A 25,836-nucleotide genomic window follows, 5' to 3' on the forward strand; every position below is an offset into this window, starting at 1 on the left:
GTCCCCTGTGCCGGGGGGGGGGGGTTTGACCGATGCCCCCCCCCCGGGGGCCCCCCCCGTACCCCCCCGGGGGCCCTCCCGGGCACGGCCGCCCGCCCCCCCCGCGGGGGCCCCCGCCCGCCGGTCGGGGGCCGTCCCCCCCGACCGGACTCCGGGGGATCAGGCCTGCGCGGAGATCCGCGCGAGGCGCTGGGCCTCTTGCCGCGTGGACACCGCGATGGCGTCCTCGTCGGCGAAGAGCAGTCGGTTGTTCTCGACGATCTGCTTGCCGTTGACGAACGAGGCCGTCACCGGGGCCGCCGCACCGAAGACCAGCGCGGTGACCGGGTCGGCGATCGAGGAGTGCAGGAGGGTGTTCAGGTTCCACAGGACCAGGTCGGCGCACTTGCCGACCTCCAGCGAACCGATGTTGTCCGCGCGGCCGAGGACCTGGGCACCACCGTAGGTGCCGAGGCGCAGGGCCTGGCGGGCGTTGAGGGCACGCTCGCGGTGGACCGGGTTCAGCCGGTTGATCAGCAGCGCGTTGCGCAGCTCGGTGTGCAGCTCACCGGACTCGTTGGAGGCGGTGCCGTCCACGCCGAGGCCGACCGGTACGCCGGCGGCCAGCATGTCCGGGACGCGGGCGATGCCGGCGGCCAGACGGGCGTTGGAGGACGGGCAGTGCGCGACACCGGTCTTGGTGCGGGCGAACGCGGCGATGTCGGAGTCGTTCATGTGGACGCTGTGCGCCATCCACACGTCCTCGCCGAGCCAGCCGGTCGACTCGAAGTAGTCGGTCGGGCCCATGCCGAACAGTTCCTTGCAGAACTGCTCCTCCTCGACGGTCTCGGAGCCGTGCGTGTGCAGGCGCACACCAAGCCGACGCGCCAGCTCGGCGCCCTGCTTCAGCAGCTCGGTGGAGACGGAGAAGGGGGAGCAGGGGGCGACGGCGACCTGGGTCATCGCGTCGAAGGAGGCGTCGTGGTAACGCTTGACGGTCGCCTCGGTGTCGGCCAGCGCGCCTTCGAGGGTCTCGACGGCGTGGTCCGGCGGCAGGCCGCCGTCCTTCTCGCTGCGGTCCATCGAACCGCGGGCGAGGGTGAAGCGGACACCCATCTCGGACGCGGCGCGGATGATCGAGCCGGACAGGTCGCCGGAGTTCGCGGGGAAGACGTAGTGGTGGTCCATCGCGGTGGTCACACCACCCTTGGCCATCGCGGCGAGGGAGCCCTGCGCGGCCGTGTACGTCATCTGCTCGTCGATGCGCGCCCACGTCGGGTACAGCGCGACGAGCCAGTTGAAGAGGTTGTGGTCGGTGGCCAGGCCACGCGTGATCCACTGGTAGAAGTGGTGGTGCGTGTTGACCAGACCGGGAGTCACGAGGTGCCCGGTGCCGTCGATGCGGCGGACCACGTTTTCGAGGTTCGCGGGGGCTTTGCCCGCGCCGACGAACTCGATCCTGTTGCCGGCGAGGACGACGTGGCCCGAGGCGTACTCGGTGTCGTTCGCGTCGACCGTCGCGATCGCACAGTTCTCGACGACGATGCGCTCGACGGCGCTGTCAGGGGCTGCCGATGCTGCCATGGGACTTCCTCGTGCTTTCAGTGGCGGTGCGGGCACGGCAAAACCCAGGGGATTTGAGTGCCGGAGCCGGGGGCCTTGGCAGCTGACAGTACTGCCGCCCCGTGTGTTGCGTCCGGGTGCCGATTCAGGAAGTTGTGGGGGTGTCGCGCACCCCGGGGCCACTGCGGAGCCCCGGGGAACGCGTGCCGCGCCCTAGAGGTTGGTCATGTCCACGGGGATACGGGCGTCAACGCCGTCGCGGAGGACCGTCGCCTCGATCAGCCCGTACGGGCGGTCGGCGGCGAAGTACACCTCGTTGTCGTTCTTGAGGCCGAAGGGCTCCAGGTCGACGAGGAAGTGGTGCTTGTTCGGGAGCGAGAAGCGAACCTCGTCGATCTCCGAACGGTGGTTGATGATGCGCGAACCCATCTGGTACAGGGTCTGCTGGAGCGAGAGGGAGTAGGTCTCCGCGAAGGCCTGCAGCATGTGCTTGCGGGTCTCGGCGTAGGACTTCTCCCAGTTGGGCATCCGCTGCTCGTCGTCCGACCAGGCGAAGCGCCAGCGAGCCGACACCTGGGTGGCCAGGATCCGGTCGTAGGCCTCCTTCAGCGTCGTGTACTTGTCCTTCACGTAACCCCAGAACTCGGAGTTCGTGGAGTTCATGACGACGAGGTCCTTGAGGCCGGAGATGACCTCCCAGTTCTTGCCGTCGTACGTGATCTGGGTGACCCGGGTCTCGCCGCCGTTGCGGACGAAGGAGTGGTTCACCTCGTCGGAGCCGATGAACTTGGAGTTGGCGTCCGAGGTGGCGATCCGGGACCAGGAGTACTCCTCGATCCGGATGCGCGCCTTCTGGATCGGCTCCTGGCTGTTGACGAACCAGCGCGCCAGGTGGATGCCGAACTGCTCGGCGGACTCGATGCCGTACTCCTTGGCGAACGCGTACACCGTGTTCTTGGTGGTGTCCGTCGGCAGGACGTTGGCGTTCGAGCCGGAGTAGTGGACGTCGTCCATGTCGCCGGAGAGGGCGACCGAGACGTTCAGGTCCTTGATGTGGTGGGTGTCGCCGTCCCGCGTGATCTTGACGACGCGGTTCTCTGCTTTGCCGTACTGGTTCTGGCCCAGAATCGTGGCCATGCTAGCTCCCTCGGTAAACGGAGTAGCCGAACGGGTTGAGCAGCAGCGGTACGTGGTAGTGCTCGCCCGGGTTCACCGCGAAGGTGATGGTGACCTCGGGGAAGAACGCACCGCTGTCCCTTACGCGGGGGGCGTCCTGCTGCGCCTCGGCTTGCTTCTTGGAGAAGTACGTCTCGGTCTCGAAGTCGAGACGCACGTGGGTGGTGCCCTCCGGCAGCGCCGGCAGGTCCTTGCAGCGCCCGTCCGCATCGGTGGCGGATCCACCCAGGGCCGCCCACTCGCCGTCGAGACCCGTACGGGCCGACAGGGAGATGGCGACGCCCTCGGCGGGCTTGCCGATGCTGGTGTCCAGGATGTGAGTGGACACCGAGGCGGTGGTTGCCGTGCTCATGGTCACTCTCCTTCTACGAGTCGGGTCAGGCGGATCTTGTTGATCTTGACGAGCTCACCGCGGGCGGTTTCCCGCTCCTGCTCCGGCGAGTTGTCGATCCGGACCTTGACCGCGTCCCGCATGAACTCACCGGTCGCACCGGTGGCGCAGATGAGGAAGACGTGGCCGAACTTCTCCTGGTAGGCCAGGTTCAGTTCGAGGAGCTCGTTCTTCAGCTCCTCCGAGGCGCCGGCCATGCCACGCTGCTCGCGGGCGGAGGTCGGGTCCCCCGGCTTCGGCCGGCCGATCGGCGCGTGGCCGCCCATCGCCTCGCCCAGGTCCTCCGCGGTGAGCTCCGCCATGGCGGATTCGTTCGCGGCGAACAGGGAGTCGGCGGTGGCGAAGGGGCGCTGGGCGAGGAGCTTTTCGCCCCATGCCGAGCTGGCGCACACCTCGTGCAGCTCGGCCGTGGCCTCGCTGTCGGCCAAGGCGTTGAACCGGGTGAGACCCGGGGTCGGACTCGAAGTCACGGTAGGCCTCCGTGGCCTGTTGTTGCTTGGACGGGCTGCGCATAGCTAACGCCCTCGACAACACGGCGTCAACACTTTGTTGAAACTTCCCGTACACAAAAGCCGCCGCCCGGGTGAATTGGGCGGCGGCTCGTGACGTGTGGTGACCGTGGGTTCACTCTTGGCTGTTCTTGGGCGCTTTCGGGGTGGCCGAATCCCTGTTCAAGTAGTTGTAGACGGTGAAGCGGCTCACGCCCAGTGCTCCCGCGACCGTCTCCACACCGTGCCGCACGGAGAAGGCGCCCCGCGCCTCCAGTATCCGCACCACGTCCTGCTTGGCCTTGCGGTCCAACTGCGCCAACGGTACGCCGTGCCGGCGCTCCAGGGCGGCCAGGATGTGGTCCAGCGAGTCGGACAGCTGGGGCAGTCGCACCGCCAGCAGCTCCTGGCCCTCCCAGCTCAGCACCACGTCGTCGGGCTGGGCCAGGGCCGGATCCATCAGCTCGCCGCCCATCGCGTCGATCAGGGGCTTGACCGCGGCGACGAAGGGGTGGTCACGGGGCTCGGTCACGAGGCCTCCTCCCTGATCACGTTCACCTGGAGCGAGACGCGCGTCGCGCCGGCCTCCAGGGAATCGCGCAGCAACGCGGCCACGGCGGTCAGCACCCGGTCGGCCTCGCCCTCGGCGGTGTTGCCGAACGGGCCGACGTCCACCGCGTCCAGCTGGGCCTTCTGGATGACCTCGCGAGCGGCCACGGCATGGGCGGGGGCCTCTTCGAGATCGAAGGGCTCGGTCGTGAACTCCACTCTCAATCGCACGCAGGTCAACCTACTGCGCAGTCACGATTTTTCGGCAGTCCGCACTTGACATCGGCGCGGAATCCCATGCAGTCTTCCATCAAGCAGAAAATAACTTCCGCAATACGGAAGGAGCGCACACCCCTCATGGGATACACGGACCAGCGCTTCGATGTAAACCTGTCGATCCTCTTCACGGAACTCCCGCTCCTGGAGCGTCCCGCGGCTGCCGCCGCGGCGGGCTTCACGGCGGTCGAGCTGTGGTGGCCCTGGATCGAGACCCCCACCCCCGCACAGGCTGAGCTCGACGCCCTCAAGAAGGCTCTTGAGGACGCGGGCACCCAGCTGGTGGGCCTGAACTTCTACGCCGGCCAACTGCCGGGCCCGGACCGCGGCGCGGTTTCGGTACCCGGTGACGAGTCGGACCGCTTCAACGCCAACATCAACGTCGCGGCGGACTTCGCCGCCTCGGTGGGTTGCAAGGCGCTGAACGCCCTGTACGGCAACCGCGTCGAAGGCGTGGACCCGGCCGTCCAGGACGAGCTCGCGCTGAAGAACCTGGTCGTGGCCGCTCGGGCCGCCGACCGCGTCGGCGCGATCCTCCTGATCGAGACCCTCAACAAGCCCGAGTCGCCGCTCTACCCCCTGGTGAGCGCGCCGGCCGGCATCGAGGTGGTGGACAAGGTCAACGAGGCCACCGGCCTCGGGAACGCCAAGTTCCTGCTCGACCTTTACCACCTGGCGATGAACGATGAGGACCTCTCCGAGGTCATCGAAAAGTACGCCGCCAAGACCGGTCACGTCCAGATCGCGGACAAGCCCGGACGCGGTGCCCCCGGCACCGGCGAGCTGCCCCTCGAGGCGCTCCTGGACCAGCTGAAGAAGGCCGGATACGAGGGCTGGGTGGGCCTGGAGTACAAGGCGGCCGACGCCGCCGCGTCCTTCGAATGGCTGCCCGCCGAGGCCCGCGCCGCCCGATAGGCGGACAAAGTCCAGGCGATCAGCCAGGCACCCCCCGCACTTTTCGTACAAAGCATTAAGAGAAGGACCCTCATCATGAGCAACCTCCCCAAGATCGCCTGGATCGGCCTCGGAATCATGGGCTCCCCCATGGCCGAGAACCTCCTCAAGGCCGGTTACTCGGTCACCGGCTTCACCCTGGAGCAGGACAAGCTGGACCGCCTGGCCGCCGCCGGCGGCAGCGCGGCCGGCTCGATCGCCGAGGCCGTCAAGGACGCCGACGTCATCATCACGATGGTGCCCGCCTCCCCGCAGGTCGAGGCCATCTCCTACGGTGAGAACGGCATCCTGGAGAACGCGAAGTCCGGCGCGCTGATCGTCGACATGTCGTCGATCACCCCGCAGACCTCGATCGACCTCGCGAAGAACGCCGCCGAGAAGGGCATCCGCGTCATCGACGCCCCGGTGTCCGGTGGCGAGGCCGGTGCCATCGAGGCCGTCCTGTCGATCATGGTGGGTGGCGAGCAGGCCGACTTCGACGAGGCCCTGCCGGTCCTGGAGACCCTCGGCAAGACGATCGTCCTGTGCGGTCCGCACGGCTCCGGCCAGACGGTGAAGGCCGCCAACCAGCTCATCGTCGCGGTGAACATCCAGGCGTGCGCCGAGGCCGTCGTCTTCCTCGAGAAGTCGGGCGTGAACCTCCAGGCCGCCCTGGACGTCCTCAACGGCGGTCTGGCCGGCTCCACGGTCCTGACCCGCAAGAAGGACAACTTCCTGAACCGCGACTTCAAGCCCGGTTTCCGGATCGACCTGCACCACAAGGACATGGGCATCGTCACCGACGCCGCCCGCAACGTCGGTGCGGCCCTTCCGGTCGGCGCGGTCGTCGCCCAGCTGGTCGCCTCGCTGCGCGCCCAGGGTGACGGCGGCCTGGACCACTCCGCGCTGCTGCGCGCGGTCGAGCGCCTCTCCGGCGACCAGGTCTGATCCCGCCGCGGCCCGCCCCGCGGGCCGCGCCTCCCCCCTCACGGGGGCCCCGAGTGTCCGGATGGTGCCGGTGCTGACACCTGTCCTGTCGCGCCCAAGCGCCGGCACCGTCCGGATTTCCTCTCCTCAATCTTTGTTCAACAAACTGTTGACGTCGCGTTCGAGCCGAATTTAGGCTGTTCCGCATGACGGAAGACCGATTCCGTCAGCAGTTATCCGTACGGAAGGTCACCATGTCGAAGCGCACGCTGACGACCGAGTCCGGCGCCCCGGTCGCCGACAATCAGAACTCCGCCACCGCCGGCGTCGGTGGCCCGCTCCTGGTCCAGGACCAGCAGCTCCTCGAAAAGCTTGCCCGCTTCAACCGTGAGCGCATCCCGGAGCGCGTGGTGCACGCCCGCGGTTCCGCCGCGTACGGCCACTTCGAGGTGACGGACGACGTCACCGCGTACACCAGCGCCGCGTTCCTGAACACGGTCGGCAAGAAGACCGAGACCTTCCTGCGGTTCTCCACCGTGGCGGACTCCCTCGGTGGCGCGGACGCCGTCCGCGACCCGCGCGGCTTCGCGCTGAAGTTCTACACCGAAGAGGGCAACTACGACCTCGTCGGCAACAACACCCCGGTGTTCTTCATCAAGGACCCGATCAAGTTCCCCGACTTCATCCACTCCCAGAAGCGCGACCCCTTCACGGGCAAGCAGGAGCCGGACAACGTCTGGGACTTCTGGGCGCACGCCCCCGAGGCGACGCACCAGATCACCTGGCTGATGGGTGACCGCGGCATCCCGGCGTCCTACCGCCACATGAACGGCTACGGCTCGCACACCTACCAGTGGACGAACGAGCAGGGCGAGGCCTTCTTCGTCAAGTACCACTTCAAGACGAACCAGGGCATCCGCTGCCTGTCGGGCGACCAGGCCGCCGAGCTCGTCGGCAAGGACGCCAACTCGCACCAGACCGACCTGCTCCAGGCGATCGAGCGCGGCGTGAACCCGAGCTGGACCCTCTACGTCCAGATCATGCCCGCCGCCGAGGCCGCGGACTACCGCTTCAACCCGTTCGACCTCACCAAGGTGTGGCCGCACAGCGACTACCCGCTGCAGCGCGTGGGCCGTCTGGTCCTCGACCGCAACCCGGACAACGTCTTCGCCGAGGTCGAGCAGTCGGCGTTCTCCCCGAACAACTTCGTCCCGGGCATCACCGCCTCGCCGGACAAGATGCTCCAGGGCCGTCTCTTCGCGTACGCCGACGCCCAGCGCTACCGCCTCGGTGTGAACCACACCGTGCTGCCGGTCAACGCCCCGAAGGCGACGAAGGCCGACAACTACGGCCGCGACGGCGTCATGGCGCTGCGCAACGGCTCGCGCCACGACAAGAACTACGAGCCCAACTCGTACCAGGGTCCGGCCGAGACCGGTCTCGCGCTGGGCGCCCCGAAGGCCGTCTCCGGCTGGACCGGCACCCACGAGGCCCCGGCCCACACCAAGGATGACAACTTCTTCCAGGCCGGCGAGCTGTACCGGCTGATGTCGGAGGCCGAGAAGGAGCGTCTGGTGGCGAACATCGCCGGCGGTCTCTCCCAGGTCACCCTGGAGGACGTCATCGAGGAGAACCTGGCTCACTTCCACGCCGCCGACGCCGACTACGGCAAGCGCGTCGAGGAGGCCGTCCGCGCCCTGCGCGACGCCTGAGCCTGAAAGCTGTACCGGGGGCCTGACGGGAGGTCAGGCCCCGGGTGCTGAGCCCGACCCGTGGACCCGGATGAGGGGTGGTACGCGGTGAGGGCAGGACGAGGACCGTGGCGAGCGTGCGAGCCAGTGCGGTGGTAATGGGTTCCGAGGCCCGTCTCTTGACCTGAGGGAGACGACGCCGGAGTTCTCGTCGCCCGCCCGCCACGGTCCCAGCCACATCCTCCTTGTACGAGGGGCTACGCACAGAGCCCCCTCCTATAAGAGAGGACAACCTCCCCCCGGCACTCCGCCCGGCGGTGCGAACGTCCTGTCGCGCCAGCCTCGCTCCGTCGGGCGGTACCAAACCAGAGCGCCGAGTCACGGACGGTCCCGTGACTCGGCGCTTTGTCGTGCGCGGTGTGCGGTGTGCGCGGTGTGCGCCGTACCCGTTCCCGGTCAGATGCGGTCGCCGGACGCGTTCTCCTCGTCCCCGGGCGCCTTCCGCAGCGACTCTCGGTCGAAGAGCAGCATCCCGGCGAAGAACAGCCCTCCCAGGACGAGCAGACCGGCCACGATCACCACGGAGACGAGTGCCTCCGCGGGAGCCACCAGGACGAACAGCGCCACGAGCGTCCACACCAGCGCGCAGAGCGCGACGGGCAGCTCGAAGCGTCCGAGGCCGAACGCGCCCTCCCTCCGGCCCAGCCGGCCCCGTACGGCCAGGTAGAGCACGATCGTCGCGCCGTAGATCAGGGCCGGGAGGATGGTCGACGCGGTGATCAGCTCCAGCAGCGCGGCGCCCGGCAGCCCGACCATCAGCACGACGCCGAGCGCGAGGATCAGCAGGGTCGCCGGGATCGGTGTCCGCGTGCGCGGGTTGACCCGGCGCATCGTGCGGTACGCGGGGAACCGGGCGTCGCGCGACATCGCGTAGACGAGCCGTGAGCAGGCGACCATCACCACGACCCCGGCGCCGAAGAACGCGAACGAGATCGCGACCAGCAGCCCGCTCTCCGCCGCCGGACCGAGGCGCTCGCGCAGGATCGCCGCGACGGGCGAGGGGTCGGCGCTGATCCGCGGCAGGTCCTCGATCGCGACGGTGAGCGTGATCAGGAAGAGCATGCCGAGGACCCCGGCCGCCACGACCGACCCCACGATGGCGCGCGGGACGCTGCGGTAGGGATCCTTGGCCTCCTCCGCCAGGTTGGCCGCGGAGTCGAACCCGACCAGCGTGGCCAACCCCATGATCATCGCGAGCATCAGCCCGCCTCCGACGCCGAAGTAGTCCGGGGCGTGGACGGCGACGCCCCGTGAGGTGAGGTTGCCGGTCGAGCCGCCGCCCGCGACCACCACGGCGACGACGAGGGCGACGGCCACCAGCACCACGAGGACCACTTCGAGCCCCACCGCGACCGAGTTGATCCAACTGACCAGGCGCGTCGAGGCGATGGCGATCACGGCCTGGACGCACAGCGCCACCACCGTGATCAGGCGCGCGGTCCCCTCGTCCGGCGCGATGCCGGCGAGCGGCATGAACGCCTGGGAGGCGAGCGCGTTGTCCATCGCCACCACGGCGATCGCCAGGTAGCAGAAGGTCAACCAGCCGAACCACCAGCCCGTGCGCGGGCTCGCCAGCCGCGAGGCCCACTGGTACGAGGAGCCGCTGAGCGGGATGCGGGCCGCGAACTGCGCGACCACCAGCGCCACCAGGGTCTGCCCCACGGCCGCGATCAACCACAGCCAGATCCCGACCGGCCCCGAGGTCAGCAGTACCTGGTCGTAGGTGGCGAAGATGCCGACCGCCACCGAGATGAACGCGAACGAGATCGCGAACACCTGGAACGAGCCCAGGGTGCGTTTGAGCTCCTGCCGGTAACCGCCGGGCTCGGCGGGGTCACCGCCGTCCCGTCCCCCCGTGGGAGCCTGCGACGCCTCGACCACCTCGGCCACCTGCCCTTCCCCGTGCTCCTCGGGCCGCCCCTCCCCCGCGGCAGCGGCGGCCGGCGGGGCCGGAGGGGGCGGGGCAACCCGGCCAGTGTGCCCCCGCGACCACCCGGACCCCGTACGCGGCGTTCGACGCGCGCGGCCGGGCCCCCGAACGGACGCCGGGCGGCGCGCGACGGGCGACGGCGGGCGGACGGGTGGCGGGCGCCTGGCAGCAGGCGGCTGCCCGCCACCGACCCCGCGACGCGGACGGCCCCCGCCCCTCCTGGTGGAGGGACGGGGGCCGGCGGGTGGTGCGGGGTGATCAGACCTGGAGGGCCTTGATCGCGGTCGGGGCGTGGCCCGGCTCGGTCGCGAGCTCTTCGAACTCGGTGACGTCGCTCATGTCGACCGTCTTGCTCATCGCGATGTTCGTGATGCGCTCCAGGATGGCCTCGACGACGACCGGGACCTGGAACTCCTGGGCCAGCTTCTTGGCCTCCTCGAAGGCCTCGCCCAGCTTGTCCGGGTCGGTGACACGGATGGCCTTGACGCCCAGGCCCTCGGCGACCTTGACGTGGTCGACGCCGTAGACACCCAGCTCGGGGGTGTTGATGTTCTCGAATTCGAGGTTGACCTCGAAGTTGATGCCCAGACCGCCCTGCGCCTGACGGATCAGACCCAGGTAGGCGTTGTTCACGAGGACGTGGACGTAGGGGACCTTGTGCTGGGCGGCGACCGCCAGCTCCTCGATCATGAACTGGAAGTCGTAGTCGCCCGAGAGCGCGACGATCGGGGTCTCCGGCTCAGCGGTGGCGGCACCGATCGCGGCCGGGATGGTCCAGCCGAGCGGGCCGGCCTGGCCGCAGTTGATCCAGTTGCGCGGGCGGTAGACGTGCAGGAACTGCGCGGCGGCGATCTGCGAGAGCCCGATGGTGGTGACGTAGCGGGTCTCGGGGCCGAACGCCTTGTTCATCTCCTCGTAGACGCGCTGCGGCTTCAGGGGGATGTTGTCGAAGTGCGTACGGCGCTGCAGGGTCGCCTTGCGGTCCTGCGCCGAGGCGGTCCAGGCGGAGAAGTCCGGCAGCTTGCCCTCGGCCTTGAGCTCCTTGGCGATCTCGATGAAGAGCTCCAGCGCGGCCTTGGCGTCGGAGGCGATGCCGAAGTCCGGGGCGAAGATCTTGCCGAGCTGCGTGGGCTCGATGTCGACGTGGACGAACTTGCGGCCCTTGGTGTAGGCGTCCAGGTTGTAACCGGTGTGACGGTTGGCCCAACGGTTGCCGATGCCGAAGACGAAGTCCGACTCCAGGAACGTCGCGTTGCCGTAGCGGTGCGCGGTCTGGACACCGACCATGCCGGCGGCCAGCTCGTGGTCGTCCGGGATGGTGCCCCAGCCCATCAGGGTGGAGATGACCGGGACGTTGACCAGCTCGGCGAACTCGACCAGCAGGTCGGAGGCGTCGGCGTTGATGATGCCGCCACCGGCGACGATCAGCGGGCGCTCCGACTCCAGCAGGAACTGCAGGGCCTTGGCGGCCTGGGCGCGGGTGGCCTGCGGCTTGTAGACCGGCAGCGGCGCGTAGGTCTCCGGGTCGAACTCGATCTCGGTCAGCTGGACGTCGATGGGCAGGTCGATCAGGACCGGGCCCGGACGGCCGGAGCGCATCAGGTGGAAGGCCTCCTGGAACACGCCCGGGACCTGCGCGGCCTCCAGGACGGTCGTGGCCTTCTTGGTGACGGGCTTGGCGATCGAGGCGATGTCGACGGCCTGGAAGTCCTCCTTGTGGAGCTTCGAGACCGGAGCCTGACCGGTGATGCACAGGATCGGGATGGAGTCCGCGATCGCCGAGTACAGACCGGTGATCATGTCGGTGCCGGCGGGGCCGGAGGTACCGATGCAGACACCGATGTTGCCGGCCTTGGCACGCGTGTACCCCTCGGCCATGTGCGAGGCGCCCTCGACGTGGCGGGCGAGCGTGTGGCTGATGCCGCCCACGTTCTTGAGCTCGCGGTAGAACGGGTTGATCGCTGCGCCGGGCACGCCGAAGGCTTGCGAAACGCCCTCAAGCTTGAGGATCTCCACTGCAGCGGCGGCGGCTGTCATACGGGGCATCGAGTTCTCCTGCGGGTCCGACGGTCAGGCTTTTCCGTAATCCGGAAGTTTTGTTCTGCTATACGGAACAAGCTAAGCGGCGGCTTGTCGCACGTCAAGGCGGGAGGACACCCCGGAACGCACCAAAAGCCGCATCTGTTTCGGTGAGTTGCACAAATGGCCGGGCCGCCGGCGCGATTCCGGGGCAATCCGCGGGCTCGCCCGCCCCCTCGGTCGCGGGTGGTGGAGCATGGACCTACGCACAGCGACGAGGGGGTCCTTTTCACATGGCGGAAGCGGTACCGGTGCGCTGCCCGGAGTGCATGCGCGAGAACGGCTACACCTCCCCGGTCTTCCCCTGCGCCTGCGGGAGCCCGGTCACACCGGCGCTGGACCTGACCGCGCCACCGCTCACGCTCACGCACCGCACCTGGTCGCAGAGCTGGGTGACCGTGCGGTGCGGGGCCTGCGGGCGGGACAGCGAATGGCCGCACCCGGAGGTGGGGTGCGGATCGTGCGGGACGGTGGTCCTGATTCCGGTCCATCCGCCCGAGGCACAGCGGGCAGGACCCGCCGGCGACGCCGACCCGGTCGGTGACGCGACGCCGCCGGCAGTCGCACCACCGACATCCGGCCGTCCGGGCGCGCGCACGGGTGCGGGTGCGGGGTCAGGTGCGGCCGGGAGGACCCCGGTCCCGCGGCCCGCGTTCCGGCCGGTGACCATCCGTACGGCCCGGGACGCGGTGGCGACGGCCGCGCTGTACCTGCGGTGGCTCGGCTTCCAGGACGTCCGCCGACCGGACGGGCTGCCCATCCCGTCGGCGGCGGTGGACCTCCGGGCACCCGGAGTCGTCGCGCAAGTGGATCCGACGACGACCCCGGCCGGGCTACGGGCGGTGGAGTGCGTCTGGCTGAACGGGCTGACGGCCTCCGCGACGAGCGTCTACTTCTCCCTCGCCGGGTACACGGAGGACGCCCGCAGCCGGGCGGACGACCTGGGCATACCGCTGTTCGTCATGGACCTGACCGGCATGCCGCAGCCGGTCAACGACCCGGCGGACGAACTCGTCGGGACGGGGGCCTAGGCTCGGAGATCGTTGGTACCACTGTTCCTGTTGTTGCTGTTGTTGCCGCCCCGCCGAGGAGAGCCCGATGAGCCTGTACGACATCCCGCTGACCACCCTTGCCGACGAACCGACGAGCCTCGCGGCCCACAAGGGCAAGGCCATCCTGCTGGTGAACACCGCCTCGCAGTGCGGTCTCACCCCCCAGTACTCCGGGCTGGCCCGCCTGCAGTTCAAGTACGAGGAGAAGGGCTTCACCGTCATCGGCGTGCCCTGCAACCAGTTCGGCGGCCAGGAGCCCGGCAACGCCGAGGACATCCAGACCTTCTGCGCGGCCGGCTTCGGCGTGACCTTCCCCATGCTGGAGAAGACCGAGGTCAACGGCGAGAACCGGCACCCGCTCTACCAGGAGCTGGTGCGGACGCCGGACGCCGACGGCGAGGCGGGGGACATCCAGTGGAACTTCGAGAAGTTCCTGATCTCCCCCGCCGGCGAGGTCGTGGCACGCTTCCGCCCGCGCACCGAGCCCGAGGCGCCCGAGGTCATCGCCGCGATCGAGGCGCAGCTGCCGGCCTGAGGCCGCAGGCCCCCGTACGTCCGCTCAGCGCAGGTCGGCCTCGTCGTACTCCCCCGCGGAGCCGGCCGCGGTGAGCTCCCGCAGCTCCACCCGGCGGATCTTGCCGGACACGGTCTTGGGCAGCTCGGCGAACTCGATGCGGCGGATCCGCTTGTACGGGGAGAGGACCGCCCGGGAGTGCTCGAAGAGCACCCGGGCGGTCTCCTTGTCCGGCTCCCAGCCCTCGGCGAGGGTGATGTACGCCTTCGGGACGGAGAGCCGCAGCGCGTCCGGAGCCGGTACGACGGCCGCCTCGACGACGGCCTCGTGTTCCAGCAGGGCGCTCTCCAGCTCGAACGGGCTGATCTTGTAATCGGAGGCCTTGAACACGTCGTCGGCGCGCCCGACGTAGGTCAGGTAGCCGTCCGCGTCGCGCGCGGCGATGTCCCCGGTGCGGTAGAGCCCGTCCGCCATGGCCTCGGCGGTGCGCCGCGGGTCGTCGCGGTAGCCCGTCATCACGCCGGCGGGGCGGGTGCGCAGGTCGACGCAGAGCTCCCCCTCGTCGGGCGACGGCTCACCGGTGACGGCGTCCAGCAGCACGATCGTGTATCCGGGCGCCGGCCGGCCCATGGAGCCGGGCTTGACGGGGACGCCGGGGAAGTTGCCCACCTGGAGGGTGGTCTCCGTCTGGCCGAAGCCGTCGCGGATGGTCACGCCCCAGGCCTCCCGTACCCGCTCGATGACCTCGGGGTTGAGCGGTTCGCCCGCCGCGACCGCCTCGCGCGGGGGCTTGCGCAGTCGGGTGAGGTCGGACTGGATCAGCATCCGCCAGACGGTGGGCGGGGCGCAGAAGGTGGTGACGCCTGCCCGGTCCATCTCGGCCATCAGCCGCTCCGCGTCGAAGCGGGCGTAGTTGTGGACGAAGACGGTGGCGCCGGCGTTCCACGGTGCGAAGAGGTTGGACCAGGCGTGCTTGGCCCAACCGGGCGAGGCGATGTTGAGGTGCACGTCGCCGGGGCGCAGTCCGAGCCAGTACATGGTCGACAGGTGCCCGACGGGGTACGAGGCGTGCGTGTGCTCGACCAGTTTGGGGCGGTCGGTGGTGCCCGAGGTGAAGTAAAGCATCAGCGGGTCGGTGGCGAGGGTCTCGCCGTCCGGACGGAACTCCCGATCGGCCCGGCGCATGTCCTCCAGCCGCCGCCACCCGGTGGGGACGTCCTCTCCCGCGGCGATCCGGGTGTAGGTGCCCGGCACCTCGTCGAACTTGGGGGTGTCCTCGGAGCGGGCGATGACGTGGCGGACCGCGCCGCGCTCGACCCGGTCGCGCAGGTCGGCCGGGCCGAGCAGGGGGGTCGCGGGGATGACGACGGCGCGGAGCTTCATCGCGGCGAGCATCACCTCCCACAGCTCGACCTGGTTGCCGAGCATGACCAGGATCCGGTCGCCGGCCTCCACGCCCTGGGCCCGGAGCCAGTTCGCGGCCGCCGCGGAGCGGGCGCTCAGGTCCTCGAAGGAGACGCTGCGGCCGGTGCCGTCCTCCTCCACGATGCGCAGCGCGTCGGCGGCGTTGTCGGTCGCGATGCGGTCGAACCAGTCGAGTGCCCAGTTGAAACGCTCCGGGCGGGGCCAGGTGAATCCGGTGTGGGCGGCGTCGTAGTCCCCGCGGTGCGCGAGCAGGAAGTCCCGTGCGGCGAGGAAGCTGTCGGTGGCGCTGTTCTCCGTCATGACAGGCATCGTGCCGCGCCGGACGTACCGTCCACCAGGGCGGCGTCAGCCCAGGATTGACCCGAAGCGCACGGATCCGGGGCCGCCCGCCATGCCGGCGAGCAGGACCTGCCCCTCGGCCTCGATCTCCTCCTTCCGTGCGCGGGACTGCGTGCCGAACAGCTCGACGGTGAGGACGGGATCCGTCCCGGAGCCCTCTTTCGCGCCTTCGTCCAGGCGCCAGAGCCCCGCGAGGAACCCGTCGACGAGGAGGGTGCGGTGGGCCTGGTTTCCCGTCCAGGTGCGGCCCTTGATCTCGGGGGCCACGACACGGGTGCGGTCCGCGTGGGAGAGCAGCAGGTTGTCGAACTCGGGCAGGAAACGCGGTGGTGCGGGCGTGTCGGCGTCGGGGCGGGGTGCGTCGGGCAGGTCGAACAGCTCGGTGCCGTTCTCGTCCCGGAAGGTGATCAGGCGCGGCCGCAGACGCTCGAAGGCCTCCCGCAGCCGGGTGAGACCGGCCCAGGTCTGCATGTCCTTCACGGAGGCGGGACCGAAGGCGCCGAGGTAGCGCAGCACCACCTCGTCCACGGGCTGAGCCGGAGCGGCTTCCTCCCCGAGCCAGCTTTCGACGGTGGCCAGCCGGACCTGCCCGCTGCGACCCCACACGCCGCGGGGGGTCACCTGGACGAGCGGGAGCAGGCAGCGGGCCGCGACCGACAGCGACTGCGGGTCGGCGGCGGGCCAGTGGACGAGGAGCTCCTCGCGGATCTCCACCATCGTGCGGGGCTCCGCCTCGATGAAGGCCCGGGCCCGCTCGGCGAGCCGGTCCAGGTCCACGCCCGTGAGCCCCTTGCGGAAGTACGCGACCTCACGGTCCCGGGCGGCCTGGACGAGGGGCCGCAGGGTGAGGGCGTCGTGCGCGGTGTGGGTATGGATGGTGGAGCGCATCGTCACCATCCGGACCACCTCGCGGGACTCCATGAGCCCGGCCAGCTCGGCGGGCCGGAACCCGGCGAGGCGGGCGTGGAGCTGGAAGTAGGGGGGCTTGACGTTCTGCGCCTGCAGCCCGAGGAGGTGCGCGACGGCGTCCCGCGCGGACATCTCCGCCCGGCTCAGCAACAGCTGCCGGGCAAGGGTCGCGCGGTTCAGCGCACGGGTCCCGATCAGGGGACTCTGGTCGGGGGTCTTCGTCCTGGAGGCCATGCCCACACGCTAACGGCGATTGCGGACGACCCCTGTCCGCAATCCCATCCCGAACTCACACCCCTCCCGGACGGCCCGCGAACCGGCACCTGGCGCCTGGCGCCCTCGGCCCGACGCCCTCTGCACCCTGCCCTCTGCCCTCCACCTCCGCCCGAGCCGCCTTCCGGCCCCTCCCCCATTCCTCGTCCCCGTCCCCACCCCGTCCCCTCACCCCGTCCCCTCACCTCGTCCCCTCCTGAAGGCGCATGTCCCTCCCCGTCCTGAAGGCGCATGTCCCTCCCCGTCCTGACGGCCCACGTTCCTCCCCGTCCTGACGGCCCACGTTCCTCCCGTCCTGACGGTCGGCATCCGCACCCTCCTGACGGCCGACATTCCTGCCGATACATCCCTATATCCTGCCCTTGATGAGTAAACGTACGTTCGACCGGGAGTTGACCTGCGATGTCGGAGCGACCAGACCGCCGCCCCACCCCGCCCGCGAAGCGCCCGGGCCGGCTCCGCCCGTCCGGCCACGGCGCCACTCCCCCGGCCGGGCCTCCCCCGGCGGGTGGCGGGCCGGAGCCCACCGCGGCGGTCCCGCCCAACCACCGCAGCGTGATCGACTCCGCCGTCTACCGCGACGGCCTGCGCATCGCCTCCCCGGCCACCCTCGCCGACACCTTCCGGCAGCTGCGCGAGCAGCCGGACGGCATGGCCTGGATCGGGCTCCACCGCCCCACGGAGACCGAACTACACTCCCTCGCGCATGAGTTCAACCTCCACGAACTCGCCGTCGAGGACGCCCTGGAAGCCCACCAGCGCCCCAAGCTGGAGCGCTACGGCGACACCCTGTTCGTCGTCCTGCGCGCGGCCCGCTACCTGGACGCCCTGGAGGAGGTCGAGTTCGGCGAACTGCACGTCTTCGTCGGCCCGGACTTCCTGATCACCGTCCGCCACGGCGGCGCCCCCGACCTCTCCGCCGTCCGCCGCCGCATGGAGGAGAACCCGGCCCTCCTCTCCCTCGGCCCGGAAGCCGCCCTGTACGCGATCCTCGACGCGGTGGTCGACGGCTACGCACCGGTCGTCGCGGGCGTCCAGACCGACATCGACGAGATCGAGACCGAGGTCTTCCGAGGCGACCCCGCGGTCTCCCGCCGCATCTACGAACTCTCCCGCGAAATGGTCGAGTTCCAACGGGCCACCCGCCCCTTGGTCGGCATGCTCCACGGCCTGATGGCCGGCTTCGCCAAGTACGGCACCGACGAGGAACTCCAGCGCTACCTGAGGGACGTCGCCGACCACGTCACCCACACCAGCGAACGCGTGGACGGCTTCCGCCAGGCCCTCACCGAAATCCTGACGGTCAACGCCACCCTGGTCTCCCAACAGCAGAACGCCGAAATGCGCGCCCTGGCCGAAGCCGGCTTCGAACAGAACGAGGAGATCAAGAAGATCTCCTCCTGGGCGGCGATCCTCTTCGCCCCCACCCTGGTCGGCACGATCTACGGCATGAACTTCGAGACCATGCCCGAACTGAAGTGGGTGGCCGGCTACCCCTTCGCGATCCTGCTCATGGCGGTCGTCTGCGTGAGCCTGTACGTCATCTTCAAGAAGCGCGACTGGCTGTAAGCGGTGGGCCATACACACCGGTCGGCAAGTCCGTATCAACCGACTGCAACGACTGTAAGGGCCGCCGTGATTGCCGGCAGCAACATGACGATCGCGTACCGCACGCAGCGGTTCTTGGCCCGGGCGATTCTGCTGGTCTCCCTCAACATGCGGAGCAGTCGGGGATGGGGATGGGAGCCGTGGCGGATGAGTCCGGTCGATAGTTCGGAGCGCGTCTCCACCCGTGCTACGTCCTCGTAATAGGCGAGGAGGCCGCTGCGGTCGCCGGCCCTCGCGCCCCGGCGCGGGGTGAGGGCCAGGAGCAGGAAGACCAACGCCATGGTCGTGGTGGCCGCCGCCGTCCACCACAAGGCGACGGCCCACAATGCATCGAGGGGACGTCTTACGAGTAGAAGTCCGAAGAGTGTGCCTCCTGTTGCCAGCAGAACGGCTGCCTTGCCATCAGCCCGTCCGATTTCCATGTAGTTCTGCGCGATGAGCTCGCGCGACAGGACCACTACGTGGTCCGTGTCCGGGGGATGGCTCTCGGGCCGGCTTCTCAACACCGCCAGGCGAGACGACAGAGCCCGCATCACGGAGCCACCCCGTGGAAACCGTTCGTGCCGCTACGGGGTACACCGGCTTCACCGATCCGGCGCAGAACCTCATCGCCCTGGGGTACGCCGACTTCGCTGAGGAGGCTCGCCAGGTTCACTCCGATGAAGCTCCGGTCCTCCTTCGTCAGCCCTTGCAGCGCTGCGGCCAGTGTTCGCTCCCATCCGTCCCGCTCGCTCAGCAGCTTGCCGTTCTCGACGGTCCAGTCGAGTACCTCCCTGGCCTGATCGGGATGGTGAAGCAACCAGAGCGCCGCCAGGCCGACCGGTCCGCCGGCGACCACTTCGCGGTAGAAGCTGTAGGCCTCACGGTGGGCCTCGCCGAAGCCCGGCGGAAGGAGGAGTTCGGCAGGATGGCTCGACGCCGGCAGAAGGCCGGCCGGGGGGTCCAGGAACCAGTAGGTCAGTCCCGCGCCGTCGATGCTCCGTGGCCGGCCGGGCGGCTCGACCGGGGCGGTCCCGTACAGGACCGGCGGCCGCCGGAGGAGATCGGGGGCACCCATCACCTCGACGCTTCCTCGGATGGACTGGGCGATCAGCCGGCGGGCGGTGTCCTCGGTGAGGCCGCTGCGCGCCGTGACCACCGGGTTGCTGACGTTCCAGGCGACTTCGTAGCGTGCCCGCGAAGGTGTTGTTGTCGCAGGGACACGATGTGACACCTCCACCACGGTCCGGCGTTCCGCCAACGAGACCCACCCGATCGAGTCGAACTCCCTACGGAAGACGGCACCGATGGACGGTCGGGGGTATCCCCAGATGTCTCCGCCTCGGGGCGGCTCCAGTCGATCCTCCCCCTGGTCCGAGAGGAGGACGAGCGCGCGATCCGATGGCGATCCGAACCTCTGCCTCAGCAGTTGCCGAACCGGTGAAGACGTGTCCGAAGTGAACAGCGGCCTGCTCATGACGCATTTCCCCTTCGCGATGCATTCATATGGTCTCGGTGGCGCCCCAGCAGTAGACGGATGACTCCCGGACGATGCCGAGCGATGCGGGAAAGCTCGCTCAGTAGGTGGTCGAATGCCGTCCTCCGGAACGTGTCGGGCTCGGCTTCGACCCGCCCGAGCCCTCGGGCCACCGCTTCGTACGTGGCCGGATCGTCAAGACCCTGCACGACGAGCGAGAAGCCCTGCACCGGATGGCGTTCCAGAGTCTGAGCCAGGGTGATCCGGACGGCGCCCGGCGCACCCGGCTGGGGGAACGTCGATAGACACAGGGAGTGGATCACATGCACCGCCAGCGTGTGACGGGGTGTTCCCCGGCCGGTCTCCAGCCACCTCGTCACCGTCTCAAGAACCTCCATGTGGTTTCCCTCCTCGGTAAGGAGGGCCCCGAGCGCGAAGGAGACGGCGGCGCGCAGCTTGTCGTCCAACTCCGTCGAGGAACCTTCCAGGATGGTGTCCAGGAGTTTCAGGGCCGCGGCCGGCCTGGCGAGGCCGTAGCTACCCGCGCAGGTCTCGGCGACCGTGCAGCGGAGTACTGCGGAGGAAGACCGGCTCCATCGGCGCATCTGCTCCTTGACCGCCCCCGACACCAGGGGATGTTGGACGATCTCTCCCAATGCGACCGCCACCAGACGTCGGCGCCAGCGGTCGCCCGAGGAGGCGAAGCGGTGCAACTGGGTCAGCGCTCCGGGACCGGTGGCGTGAGCGAGTACCCGGCCGATAGCCACCCCGGCAGCCACATCGAGGCCAGGCTGATAGCGCAGTTGCTCAAGCGATCCCCACAGCACATCCGGCATGCCTTCGAAGTCCAGCCACAGGTGCCGCAGGAGTGTCGCCGAGCGGTGCTTGCCGGAGAAGACGATCGACTGCACGGGGTAGCGGTACCGGTCAGCGGGCGAAGTTCGGGGCGCCAGCGGTCGTGCGCCGATGGCTTCGAGTCGGTCCTCGAACGACGGGCCGAGTACGTCGGGCAACTGATGCTCGGAGTCCTCGCCATGGACCACCGTCCTTGTGGCACGCGCACCGAGGAGGGGGCGCATTGCCGTGGCGAACTGCTCGATCACCGTACGGTCCTGTCCGGCGAGCAGAGCGACCGCCGCCATCAAAGCGACCCTGTCGGGGCTGTGGCGGGCCTGAACGAGCGCGGACCGAGCGGCATCCGCGGTACCTGTCAGGAGGTCGTCGAGCACAACCTTGATCGGTGCCGACGTCTCCGCGGACTGCCGCAACCCGTCCGCCAGGTCGACGGCGTCGCCGGGAAGTGGATGCGTCGAGAGGTACTCGGTGCACGCGGGCGAGGCCAGGTGTTCCAGTGCGGCGTTCAGCTGTTCGCTGTCGAGCCGCCCGTCTGCGGCCAGGAGCAGCAGTCGCCTCTCTGCGACCTCGTGCGGTCCGGGCGCGAGATGCACCTCTTCCCACCGGCCGGTGTCCGACGGTAAGCGGGCTTCCTGCGCCATGGTGACCACCAGGTGCGCCCCGGCTGCGCGCAAGGCATCGGCCAGACCTGCGAGCCGCACCTCGTCGAGCGATCGGGCGGATGCCGCCGGCAAACCCTGGAGGAGGTATCCGCGACCGGCTTTCGGGCGCCACACCGACAGATCCGCCATGGCGTCCAGGCCCGTGACTCCGTCCTCGCCGTGCCTTTCGGCGAGGAGGGCGAACGCCGCCGTACCGGCGCCTGTTCCGGCCCTCGCCCTGAGCAGCACGATCCGACTGTCCAGCGCCTTCCGGCAGCGTGCGTACGCTGGTGGTTCGACGAATCCGTACAGCCGATCGCGCACCTCTTTCGCCGGATAAGGCCCCTCACGCAGGCGCGGTTTGAGGATTCGCTCGGTGGCTTCGTCGGTCCACCCGCTGATGTTCAGGTACGTGAAGTCACCGCCCACGTTCCCCATCAGCGCGACTCCGCTGTCGACGCGTTGGCGGCTTTCACGGAAGGAATTGTGATGAGCGACATCCGGACCGGCAGCATCCGAACCGGGCGGCGGATCTGAGTGGACGGTGTCCGGCTGGATGTCCGGATCGGCAGCCGGGACGGGTCCGGCAGTCACCGGCGGTCCTCGTCGCCGGCTCGCTTGTCACCGGCGACGTTGTCTCCGCTGCCCCAATGCTGATTGGTTCCACGGTACGTGGTCGCAGGCGCGGTATAGGTGAAGTCACGACCGATGTTGCCCATCACCGCGGCTCCTTCCCCGACGTGCTGGGAGTTCCCGCCGTTGTCCGTGCCGGTCCCCTTGTCCGATGTCACGGCGTGCCTCACCGGCACCGCGCCCACGGGTTCCTCACGCGGCTGGATGCCGGCCCGTACCAGGTTCCCCGAGGGCGAGGGGACGTACAGCCAGGCCCGCTGTGCAAAGTTCTTGCCCTCGACGGTGGCGGACACTTCGACACACCGGTCTGGGTGGAGCCCCGTGTAGGCGCCCAGCACGACGTCCTCGTAGACCCGCTCGGAGACGATGGCGGCGAGGTGGGTCACCTCTTCGCTCGCTGCGGCGAGGATCGCCTTGACCGGGAGCGAGTCGAGGAGCCGGTGCATGTCGTTGCGGGCCGTGCCGTTCCCGTCCCCGGGCTCGTCCCCGTCGGGCAGCGGACCGACGTGGATGCTGGCCCGGAGCCTGATCCGCGGGCCGACGGCCTGCCGGTTGTACGAACCGAGTACGTCGTCCAGAACGCCCAGGAAGGGCCAGAGCACGAAGGGCAGGTGTACCGGATCGAACCCGAAGACGACGCCGTCGCCGGTGTTGGCGGGAAATCGCTGGGCATCACGCAACTGGTGCAGGCCGGCTCGTTCCAACGCCTGGTCAACAAGTTGAGGAATGAGCCGGCTGACCGGGCCGTGTTGAGCGGCCGGCAGGCCGGTGAAGTCCTTCGCGTCCACCGCGAACAGGGCACGGTAGGGCGGGAGCGGTCGACTTTCGGCGTACGGAACGGGCACGGATACGGGCATGCGGATTCTCCTCACGAATGGTTCGTCGAGCAGCCGTGGTCGGGCTGGTTCGAGGTTCCGTCCGTGCCGTTCCACCGAATGCACAGCGCTGGGCACATGGAGTGTGGCCCGCGTCACAGGCCGCCGTCCTCAGTCGGTCGCCGCCCAGCGCTGCAGGGCTTCCACGTCCCTGATGACGATCACACGGCGGGCCGTCTCGACCAGTCCGACGGCCCGCAGCTGCCCCAACCCGCTGATGACCGCGTTGCGTGTGACGCCGATCGCCTGCGCGACCTCTTCCTGGTTCAGCCCCGTCAGCCGAACCGCACGGCTTCCGGCGATCTGATCGGTGAGCACGGCCAGCCTCAGCAACGTCCTTGCCAGCCTTACGACCAGGGGCAAGGTCTGCAGTTCGGCACGGTGTATGTCGGACTCGCGCATCCTTGCCAGTGCCTGACGCATCAAGTGCATGACCAGTCCGCGTTCTTCGACGAACCGAACGAAGCGCTCGGCGTCCAGAACGACCGCGGCGCAGGGTGTCAGGGCGACGACGTCCGCCGTGCGTGAGGTTCCGTTGAAGACGGATACCTCTCCAAGAAGGTCTCCAGGCCCTCGGAAGGCGAGCCAGGTCTTTGCGCCGTTGGACTCTCGGCACACCACTTTGGCCAACCCGGAGGTGAGAGCCAGCAGGTACGTCCCGGGAGAACCTTGCCGCAGCATCACGCTGCGCTCCGGAAACATCCTGGTCACGCCTTGACTGCGCAGGTCGCGCCAGACTTCATCGGACAGCACGTGTCGCCTTCCCATCACGCCCACACCGGTGCACATCGGACCCACGAGTTGTACGCCGATGTATCGGGCGGCATCGACGATCAAGTGACGTTGACCGAAAAGCAATCGTGAGGGTCCGGCTCAGCTCAGTGCTCGGACGCAAGCGCCGGCGACTGCTCTTGGTAAAGGCCGGAAACGGCTCGTCCTATCCCATCGGTGACCCCCCTGGCTGCTGGAGGGGGATTCTTGGGTCGCGCGCCGGAGCTCCCCGAATCAGGCTCGTCTCCGAACGCATCATGGAACCAGGACTCCTGGGTAACCCGCTCGAACCGCCCGGATTCACTTGCGGGACGTGAGCTCGGCAAGGAGGGCCACAACCGTGACGGCTCCCACGACAGCGGCGCCGGCTTCTGGTGCATACAAAGCCAGGATGGTGACGATCACACCGACCATCAGCAGGACAGCAAGACGCACACTTGCGGGTTCCATGGACATTCGCCTTCCGTACGGGAGAGAACGGGGATGTGCATCCAGCGTGTGTCCCTCACCGAAGGCCTTGACGACCTGAGACGCCACCTGACAGCTTCGGCCAAAATTTCCCGCCGCCCGGCATGGTCTCGGCCGAGAATCGCAGATCTCGTGCATGCCTGTCGGCCCGTCTGATTGACAGGATCTGACGCAGGCCGACAAGGGGGAATCACATGGCGGGTGTCCCGTCTTGGAGGAAGCCGGACCTACACGAACGCCCGGTACTCAAGGGGCTCAACGACGGTCTGCACGATCTACGACTGGACGCTGGGCTCCCATCTGCACGAAGCATCCGCGACCGGATCGGGAAGGACGCGCAGGACTATTGGATCGTGAACCACCAGGCAGTGCTGGACACCTTCCAGAGGCCGGACCTCCCCAGGCTTGGCCGTCTGGAGCTCATCGTCGCCGTCCTGTCCGAGGACGCGGGTCGCGACGACCCCGACAGCGAAGCCAAACGGTTCAAGGCGTTGTGGAAGCAGGCGTACGACGAGACGGTCGCGCAAGCATCCGTGCAGCCACCGCCCGAGGCCGCCGCTCCGGACGTCAGCGACGAAGCGAGCATCCCCACCGATCCTGGGAATGCACATGCACAGGAGGCCGAAGGAAAGCATCAGCAAGGCACATCAGCCGATGACGAGACGCCTCCTGACATCGACGAAGCGGCCGCACGCGTCAACTACGCGGAAGAGTCCCTGAAGGGGTTGATCATCAACGCGGCACAGGCCCTGTGGGACGACAAGGATGCGTTGCGAGTCTTCCTCGGCATCGTGCGTCGCGGTGAGGGGTTCGTCAGGATGGCTGACGCGGTGTCCGAGCGCCGACCGGCGAACGCAACATTCTACGGAGTCAGGAGCAGGGAGTTCGAGGTTGATCCTTCTCCGGCACGACACGAGCTTGCCATGCTCCACCGACTTCTCGACGAAAGCAGGATGAAGCTCGGCCTGTCGTTCACCGAGTTGGGGAATCGGACTGCTGTCTCGTCCGACGAATGGATCCGTTGGTATACGCATAAGGAACTACCACGTCGTGACGCCATCGTGGCCTTCTCTCACGTAGCACGCTTGACGTATGAGGACCACATTCTCCTGCTCGGCCTTTGGGGCGCTGCCCATGAAGCACTGGAGGCGCAGCGTCGCTTCGATGCACTGCCGACCCGGATCAGCTTCGAAGAGGCGTGGTCAATGCGAGAGTCGGCGACTCCGCTGACATGGGTGCTCGCGGGCGTCGCAGGGGAAGACCAACGAGTTTGCGGCCCTGACTTGGCAACCGGCACTGCGCCGGCTTTCATCGTGACGGGGCCGCCGGGATCTGGACGATCGACTGCGCTGGTGACCATCGCACTCTCGCTGCTCGCCGCCGGCACCCGCGTCGCACTGGCCACACCCAAGGCATCCCCCTTGCGGGAACTGGCCGGCCGGAGCGGCGTATTGGCTCTCTGGGTACAAGACGGACTCAAGGGCGAAGATTTGGAGGAGGTTCTGAAGTCGGCATCCCCCGACGAACCGGTCGTCGTGCTGATCGACGACGCGGACGTCCTCGCCGAGTGCGAAGCGAGCCGTCTACTGGTGAGCCTGGTGCAGCACGGGTTCCAGGAGGGTACGGCCTTGGTCGTGGCTCTCCGCGAAGACACCCGCCGTCTCGGCGTCGGCTGGCTCGGAGAAGCGGTGAAAGCCCATCGTGGCCTTCTATTGTCCCCACAGGAACGGAGCACCCGCGATGTGAAGGCGTCAGGGTCGGCGACTCCGTCATCGGCGGGCCCATTACTCCGGGCCGGGGCTGGCTACATCTCGGCGACGGCAAGTTAGTGGCTGTGGCTGTGCCCGGGTGATCCCGTGGCTTCGCCTGCTCGGCTCCACCTCGGCGCCCGAGGTCTTCGTGACGGCCGGAACCAGGGTCGGGAGGTGTTGCCAGAGGGAACCAGGTGTGGAATGCCGGTCCCGGCCTGCCCCCG

At 68.8% G+C, this 25,836-nt stretch carries 23 protein-coding genes; 7 read left to right on the forward strand and 16 right to left on the reverse strand.

What is annotated here, in order from left to right; genetic code table 11:
• Positions 1 to 159: 159 nt before the first annotated feature.
• The 6 genes from ACFVS6_RS34890 to ACFVS6_RS34915 all read right to left on the reverse strand — a co-directional run bounded on the left by ACFVS6_RS34890 (position 160) and on the right by ACFVS6_RS34915 (position 4,377).
• Entirely contained in the window at positions 160 to 1,563 is a 1,404-nt protein-coding gene (locus ACFVS6_RS34890; RefSeq protein WP_389710410.1) for an 8-oxoguanine deaminase, read from the reverse strand.
• 192 nt (positions 1,564 to 1,755) lie between these two features.
• The gene (gene pucL / locus ACFVS6_RS34895; RefSeq protein WP_356876379.1) at positions 1,756 to 2,679 is read right to left on the reverse strand and encodes a factor-independent urate hydroxylase; all 924 of its coding nucleotides are present in this window, start codon (positions 2,677 to 2,679) and stop codon (positions 1,756 to 1,758) included.
• 1 nt (position 2,680) lies between these two features.
• Complete coding sequence (uraH, locus tag ACFVS6_RS34900) at positions 2,681 to 3,070, reverse strand: hydroxyisourate hydrolase (protein ID WP_281204049.1); 390 nt, start codon at positions 3,068 to 3,070, stop codon at positions 2,681 to 2,683.
• Positions 3,071 to 3,072: 2 nt separating this feature from the next.
• Positions 3,073 to 3,579 carry a 2-oxo-4-hydroxy-4-carboxy-5-ureidoimidazoline decarboxylase gene (gene uraD, locus ACFVS6_RS34905; protein ID WP_389710412.1) on the reverse strand — a complete coding sequence of 169 codons (507 nt, stop codon included), beginning with the start codon at positions 3,577 to 3,579 and terminating at the stop codon, positions 3,073 to 3,075.
• A 154-nt stretch (positions 3,580 to 3,733) separates the two neighbouring features.
• Positions 3,734 to 4,129: a helix-turn-helix domain-containing protein gene (locus ACFVS6_RS34910; RefSeq protein ID WP_389710414.1), complete on the reverse strand. Its 396-nt coding sequence runs from the start codon at positions 4,127 to 4,129 to the stop codon at positions 3,734 to 3,736.
• Positions 4,126 to 4,377 carry a thiamine-binding protein gene (locus ACFVS6_RS34915; RefSeq protein WP_389710416.1) on the reverse strand — a complete coding sequence of 84 codons (252 nt, stop codon included), beginning with the start codon at positions 4,375 to 4,377 and terminating at the stop codon, positions 4,126 to 4,128. The genes ACFVS6_RS34910 and ACFVS6_RS34915 overlap by 4 nt, the downstream gene beginning before the upstream one ends.
• Before the next feature lie 126 nt (positions 4,378 to 4,503).
• Between ACFVS6_RS34915 and ACFVS6_RS34920 the strand changes: the two genes are divergently transcribed.
• From ACFVS6_RS34920 to ACFVS6_RS34930, 3 genes are all read left to right on the forward strand, one after another.
• Positions 4,504 to 5,337, forward strand: coding sequence for a TIM barrel protein (locus ACFVS6_RS34920; RefSeq protein WP_362876380.1), 834 nt, complete (start codon positions 4,504 to 4,506; stop codon positions 5,335 to 5,337).
• Between the two features lie 75 nt (positions 5,338 to 5,412).
• Positions 5,413 to 6,303 carry a 2-hydroxy-3-oxopropionate reductase gene (locus ACFVS6_RS34925; protein WP_281204044.1) on the forward strand — a complete coding sequence of 297 codons (891 nt, stop codon included), beginning with the start codon at positions 5,413 to 5,415 and terminating at the stop codon, positions 6,301 to 6,303.
• A 233-nt stretch (positions 6,304 to 6,536) separates the two neighbouring features.
• Positions 6,537 to 7,994: a catalase gene (locus ACFVS6_RS34930; protein ID WP_389710479.1), complete on the forward strand. Its 1,458-nt coding sequence runs from the start codon at positions 6,537 to 6,539 to the stop codon at positions 7,992 to 7,994.
• Between the two features lie 435 nt (positions 7,995 to 8,429).
• Here ACFVS6_RS34930 and ACFVS6_RS34935 read toward each other — a convergent pair whose 3' ends face one another.
• Positions 8,430 to 9,923, reverse strand: a complete 1,494-nt coding sequence (locus ACFVS6_RS34935) for an APC family permease (RefSeq protein ID WP_389710418.1) — start codon at positions 9,921 to 9,923, stop codon at positions 8,430 to 8,432.
• 298 nt (positions 9,924 to 10,221) lie between these two features.
• Positions 10,222 to 12,009 carry a glyoxylate carboligase gene (gene gcl, locus ACFVS6_RS34940; protein ID WP_389710420.1) on the reverse strand — a complete coding sequence of 596 codons (1,788 nt, stop codon included), beginning with the start codon at positions 12,007 to 12,009 and terminating at the stop codon, positions 10,222 to 10,224.
• Between the two features lie 266 nt (positions 12,010 to 12,275).
• Between gcl and ACFVS6_RS34945 the strand changes: the two genes are divergently transcribed.
• Positions 12,276 to 13,073: a hypothetical protein gene (locus ACFVS6_RS34945; RefSeq protein WP_389710422.1), complete on the forward strand. Its 798-nt coding sequence runs from the start codon at positions 12,276 to 12,278 to the stop codon at positions 13,071 to 13,073.
• A gap of 67 nt (positions 13,074 to 13,140) precedes the next feature.
• Entirely contained in the window at positions 13,141 to 13,629 is a 489-nt protein-coding gene (locus ACFVS6_RS34950) for a glutathione peroxidase (RefSeq protein ID WP_389710423.1), read from the forward strand.
• A 24-nt stretch (positions 13,630 to 13,653) separates the two neighbouring features.
• Here the strand turns inward: ACFVS6_RS34950 and ACFVS6_RS34955 are convergent, their stop codons facing one another.
• Together ACFVS6_RS34955 and ACFVS6_RS34960 are read right to left on the reverse strand one after the other, a co-directional pair.
• On the reverse strand, positions 13,654 to 15,333 hold the full coding sequence (locus tag ACFVS6_RS34955; protein ID WP_389710424.1) for an AMP-binding protein: 1,680 nt from the start codon (positions 15,331 to 15,333) through the stop codon (positions 13,654 to 13,656).
• A gap of 45 nt (positions 15,334 to 15,378) precedes the next feature.
• Positions 15,379 to 16,515: a winged helix DNA-binding domain-containing protein gene (locus tag ACFVS6_RS34960; RefSeq protein WP_389710426.1), complete on the reverse strand. Its 1,137-nt coding sequence runs from the start codon at positions 16,513 to 16,515 to the stop codon at positions 15,379 to 15,381.
• A 441-nt stretch (positions 16,516 to 16,956) separates the two neighbouring features.
• Here ACFVS6_RS34960 and ACFVS6_RS34965 point away from each other — a divergent pair, with 441 nt between their 5' ends.
• Positions 16,957 to 18,123 carry a magnesium and cobalt transport protein CorA gene (locus tag ACFVS6_RS34965; protein WP_389710428.1) on the forward strand — a complete coding sequence of 389 codons (1,167 nt, stop codon included), beginning with the start codon at positions 16,957 to 16,959 and terminating at the stop codon, positions 18,121 to 18,123.
• 35 nt (positions 18,124 to 18,158) lie between these two features.
• On the opposite strand, the gene ACFVS6_RS34970 is transcribed toward ACFVS6_RS34965, so the two are convergent.
• From ACFVS6_RS34970 to ACFVS6_RS34995, 6 genes are all read right to left on the reverse strand, one after another.
• Positions 18,159 to 18,488 carry a Pycsar system effector family protein gene (locus tag ACFVS6_RS34970; protein ID WP_389710430.1) on the reverse strand — a complete coding sequence of 110 codons (330 nt, stop codon included), beginning with the start codon at positions 18,486 to 18,488 and terminating at the stop codon, positions 18,159 to 18,161.
• Positions 18,489 to 18,694: 206 nt separating this feature from the next.
• Positions 18,695 to 19,375, reverse strand: a complete 681-nt coding sequence (locus ACFVS6_RS34975) for a hypothetical protein (protein ID WP_389710432.1) — start codon at positions 19,373 to 19,375, stop codon at positions 18,695 to 18,697.
• A 239-nt stretch (positions 19,376 to 19,614) separates the two neighbouring features.
• Positions 19,615 to 21,708 (reverse strand): hypothetical protein, encoded by a 2,094-nt coding sequence (locus ACFVS6_RS34980; protein WP_389710434.1) that lies wholly within the window; start codon positions 21,706 to 21,708, stop codon positions 19,615 to 19,617.
• A complete protein-coding gene (locus ACFVS6_RS34985) occupies positions 21,705 to 22,604 on the reverse strand; it encodes a hypothetical protein (protein WP_389710436.1) in 900 nt (299 codons plus the stop codon). The genes ACFVS6_RS34980 and ACFVS6_RS34985 overlap by 4 nt, the downstream gene beginning before the upstream one ends.
• 129 nt (positions 22,605 to 22,733) lie before the next feature.
• Positions 22,734 to 23,459 (reverse strand): Crp/Fnr family transcriptional regulator, encoded by a 726-nt coding sequence (locus ACFVS6_RS34990; RefSeq protein WP_389710437.1) that lies wholly within the window; start codon positions 23,457 to 23,459, stop codon positions 22,734 to 22,736.
• Between the two features lie 234 nt (positions 23,460 to 23,693).
• Positions 23,694 to 23,849, reverse strand: coding sequence for a hypothetical protein (locus ACFVS6_RS34995; RefSeq protein ID WP_389710439.1), 156 nt, complete (start codon positions 23,847 to 23,849; stop codon positions 23,694 to 23,696).
• Between the two features lie 365 nt (positions 23,850 to 24,214).
• Here ACFVS6_RS34995 and ACFVS6_RS35000 point away from each other — a divergent pair, with 365 nt between their 5' ends.
• A complete protein-coding gene (locus ACFVS6_RS35000; RefSeq protein WP_389710441.1) occupies positions 24,215 to 25,690 on the forward strand; it encodes an AAA family ATPase in 1,476 nt (491 codons plus the stop codon).
• Positions 25,691 to 25,836 lie beyond the last annotated feature (146 nt).

It is taken from the genome of Streptomyces sp. NPDC057939 (genome assembly GCF_042887545.1).
GTDB lineage: Bacteria > Actinomycetota > Actinomycetes > Streptomycetales > Streptomycetaceae > Streptomyces.

Bases quoted from the DNA above. Each gene is read 5' to 3' on its own strand.
- ACFVS6_RS34965 (WP_389710428.1), top strand. From the start codon at position 16,957: ATGTCGGAGCGACCAGACCGCCGCCCCACCCCGCCCGCGAAGCGCCCG.
- ACFVS6_RS34890 (WP_389710410.1), bottom strand. From the start codon at position 1,563: ATGGCAGCATCGGCAGCCCCTGACAGCGCCGTCGAGCGCATCGTCGTC.
- ACFVS6_RS34920 (WP_362876380.1), top strand. From the start codon at position 4,504: ATGGGATACACGGACCAGCGCTTCGATGTAAACCTGTCGATCCTCTTC.
- ACFVS6_RS34925 (WP_281204044.1), top strand. From the start codon at position 5,413: ATGAGCAACCTCCCCAAGATCGCCTGGATCGGCCTCGGAATCATGGGC.
- ACFVS6_RS34950 (WP_389710423.1), top strand. From the start codon at position 13,141: ATGAGCCTGTACGACATCCCGCTGACCACCCTTGCCGACGAACCGACG.
- ACFVS6_RS34995 (WP_389710439.1), bottom strand. From the start codon at position 23,849: ATGTCCATGGAACCCGCAAGTGTGCGTCTTGCTGTCCTGCTGATGGTC.
- ACFVS6_RS34945 (WP_389710422.1), top strand. From the start codon at position 12,276: ATGGCGGAAGCGGTACCGGTGCGCTGCCCGGAGTGCATGCGCGAGAAC.
- gcl (WP_389710420.1), bottom strand. From the start codon at position 12,009: ATGCCCCGTATGACAGCCGCCGCCGCTGCAGTGGAGATCCTCAAGCTT.
- ACFVS6_RS34960 (WP_389710426.1), bottom strand. From the start codon at position 16,515: ATGGCCTCCAGGACGAAGACCCCCGACCAGAGTCCCCTGATCGGGACC.
- ACFVS6_RS34930 (WP_389710479.1), top strand. From the start codon at position 6,537: ATGTCGAAGCGCACGCTGACGACCGAGTCCGGCGCCCCGGTCGCCGAC.
- uraH (WP_281204049.1), bottom strand. From the start codon at position 3,070: ATGAGCACGGCAACCACCGCCTCGGTGTCCACTCACATCCTGGACACC.
- ACFVS6_RS34985 (WP_389710436.1), bottom strand. From the start codon at position 22,604: ATGCCCGTATCCGTGCCCGTTCCGTACGCCGAAAGTCGACCGCTCCCG.
- pucL (WP_356876379.1), bottom strand. From the start codon at position 2,679: ATGGCCACGATTCTGGGCCAGAACCAGTACGGCAAAGCAGAGAACCGC.
- ACFVS6_RS34955 (WP_389710424.1), bottom strand. From the start codon at position 15,333: ATGACGGAGAACAGCGCCACCGACAGCTTCCTCGCCGCACGGGACTTC.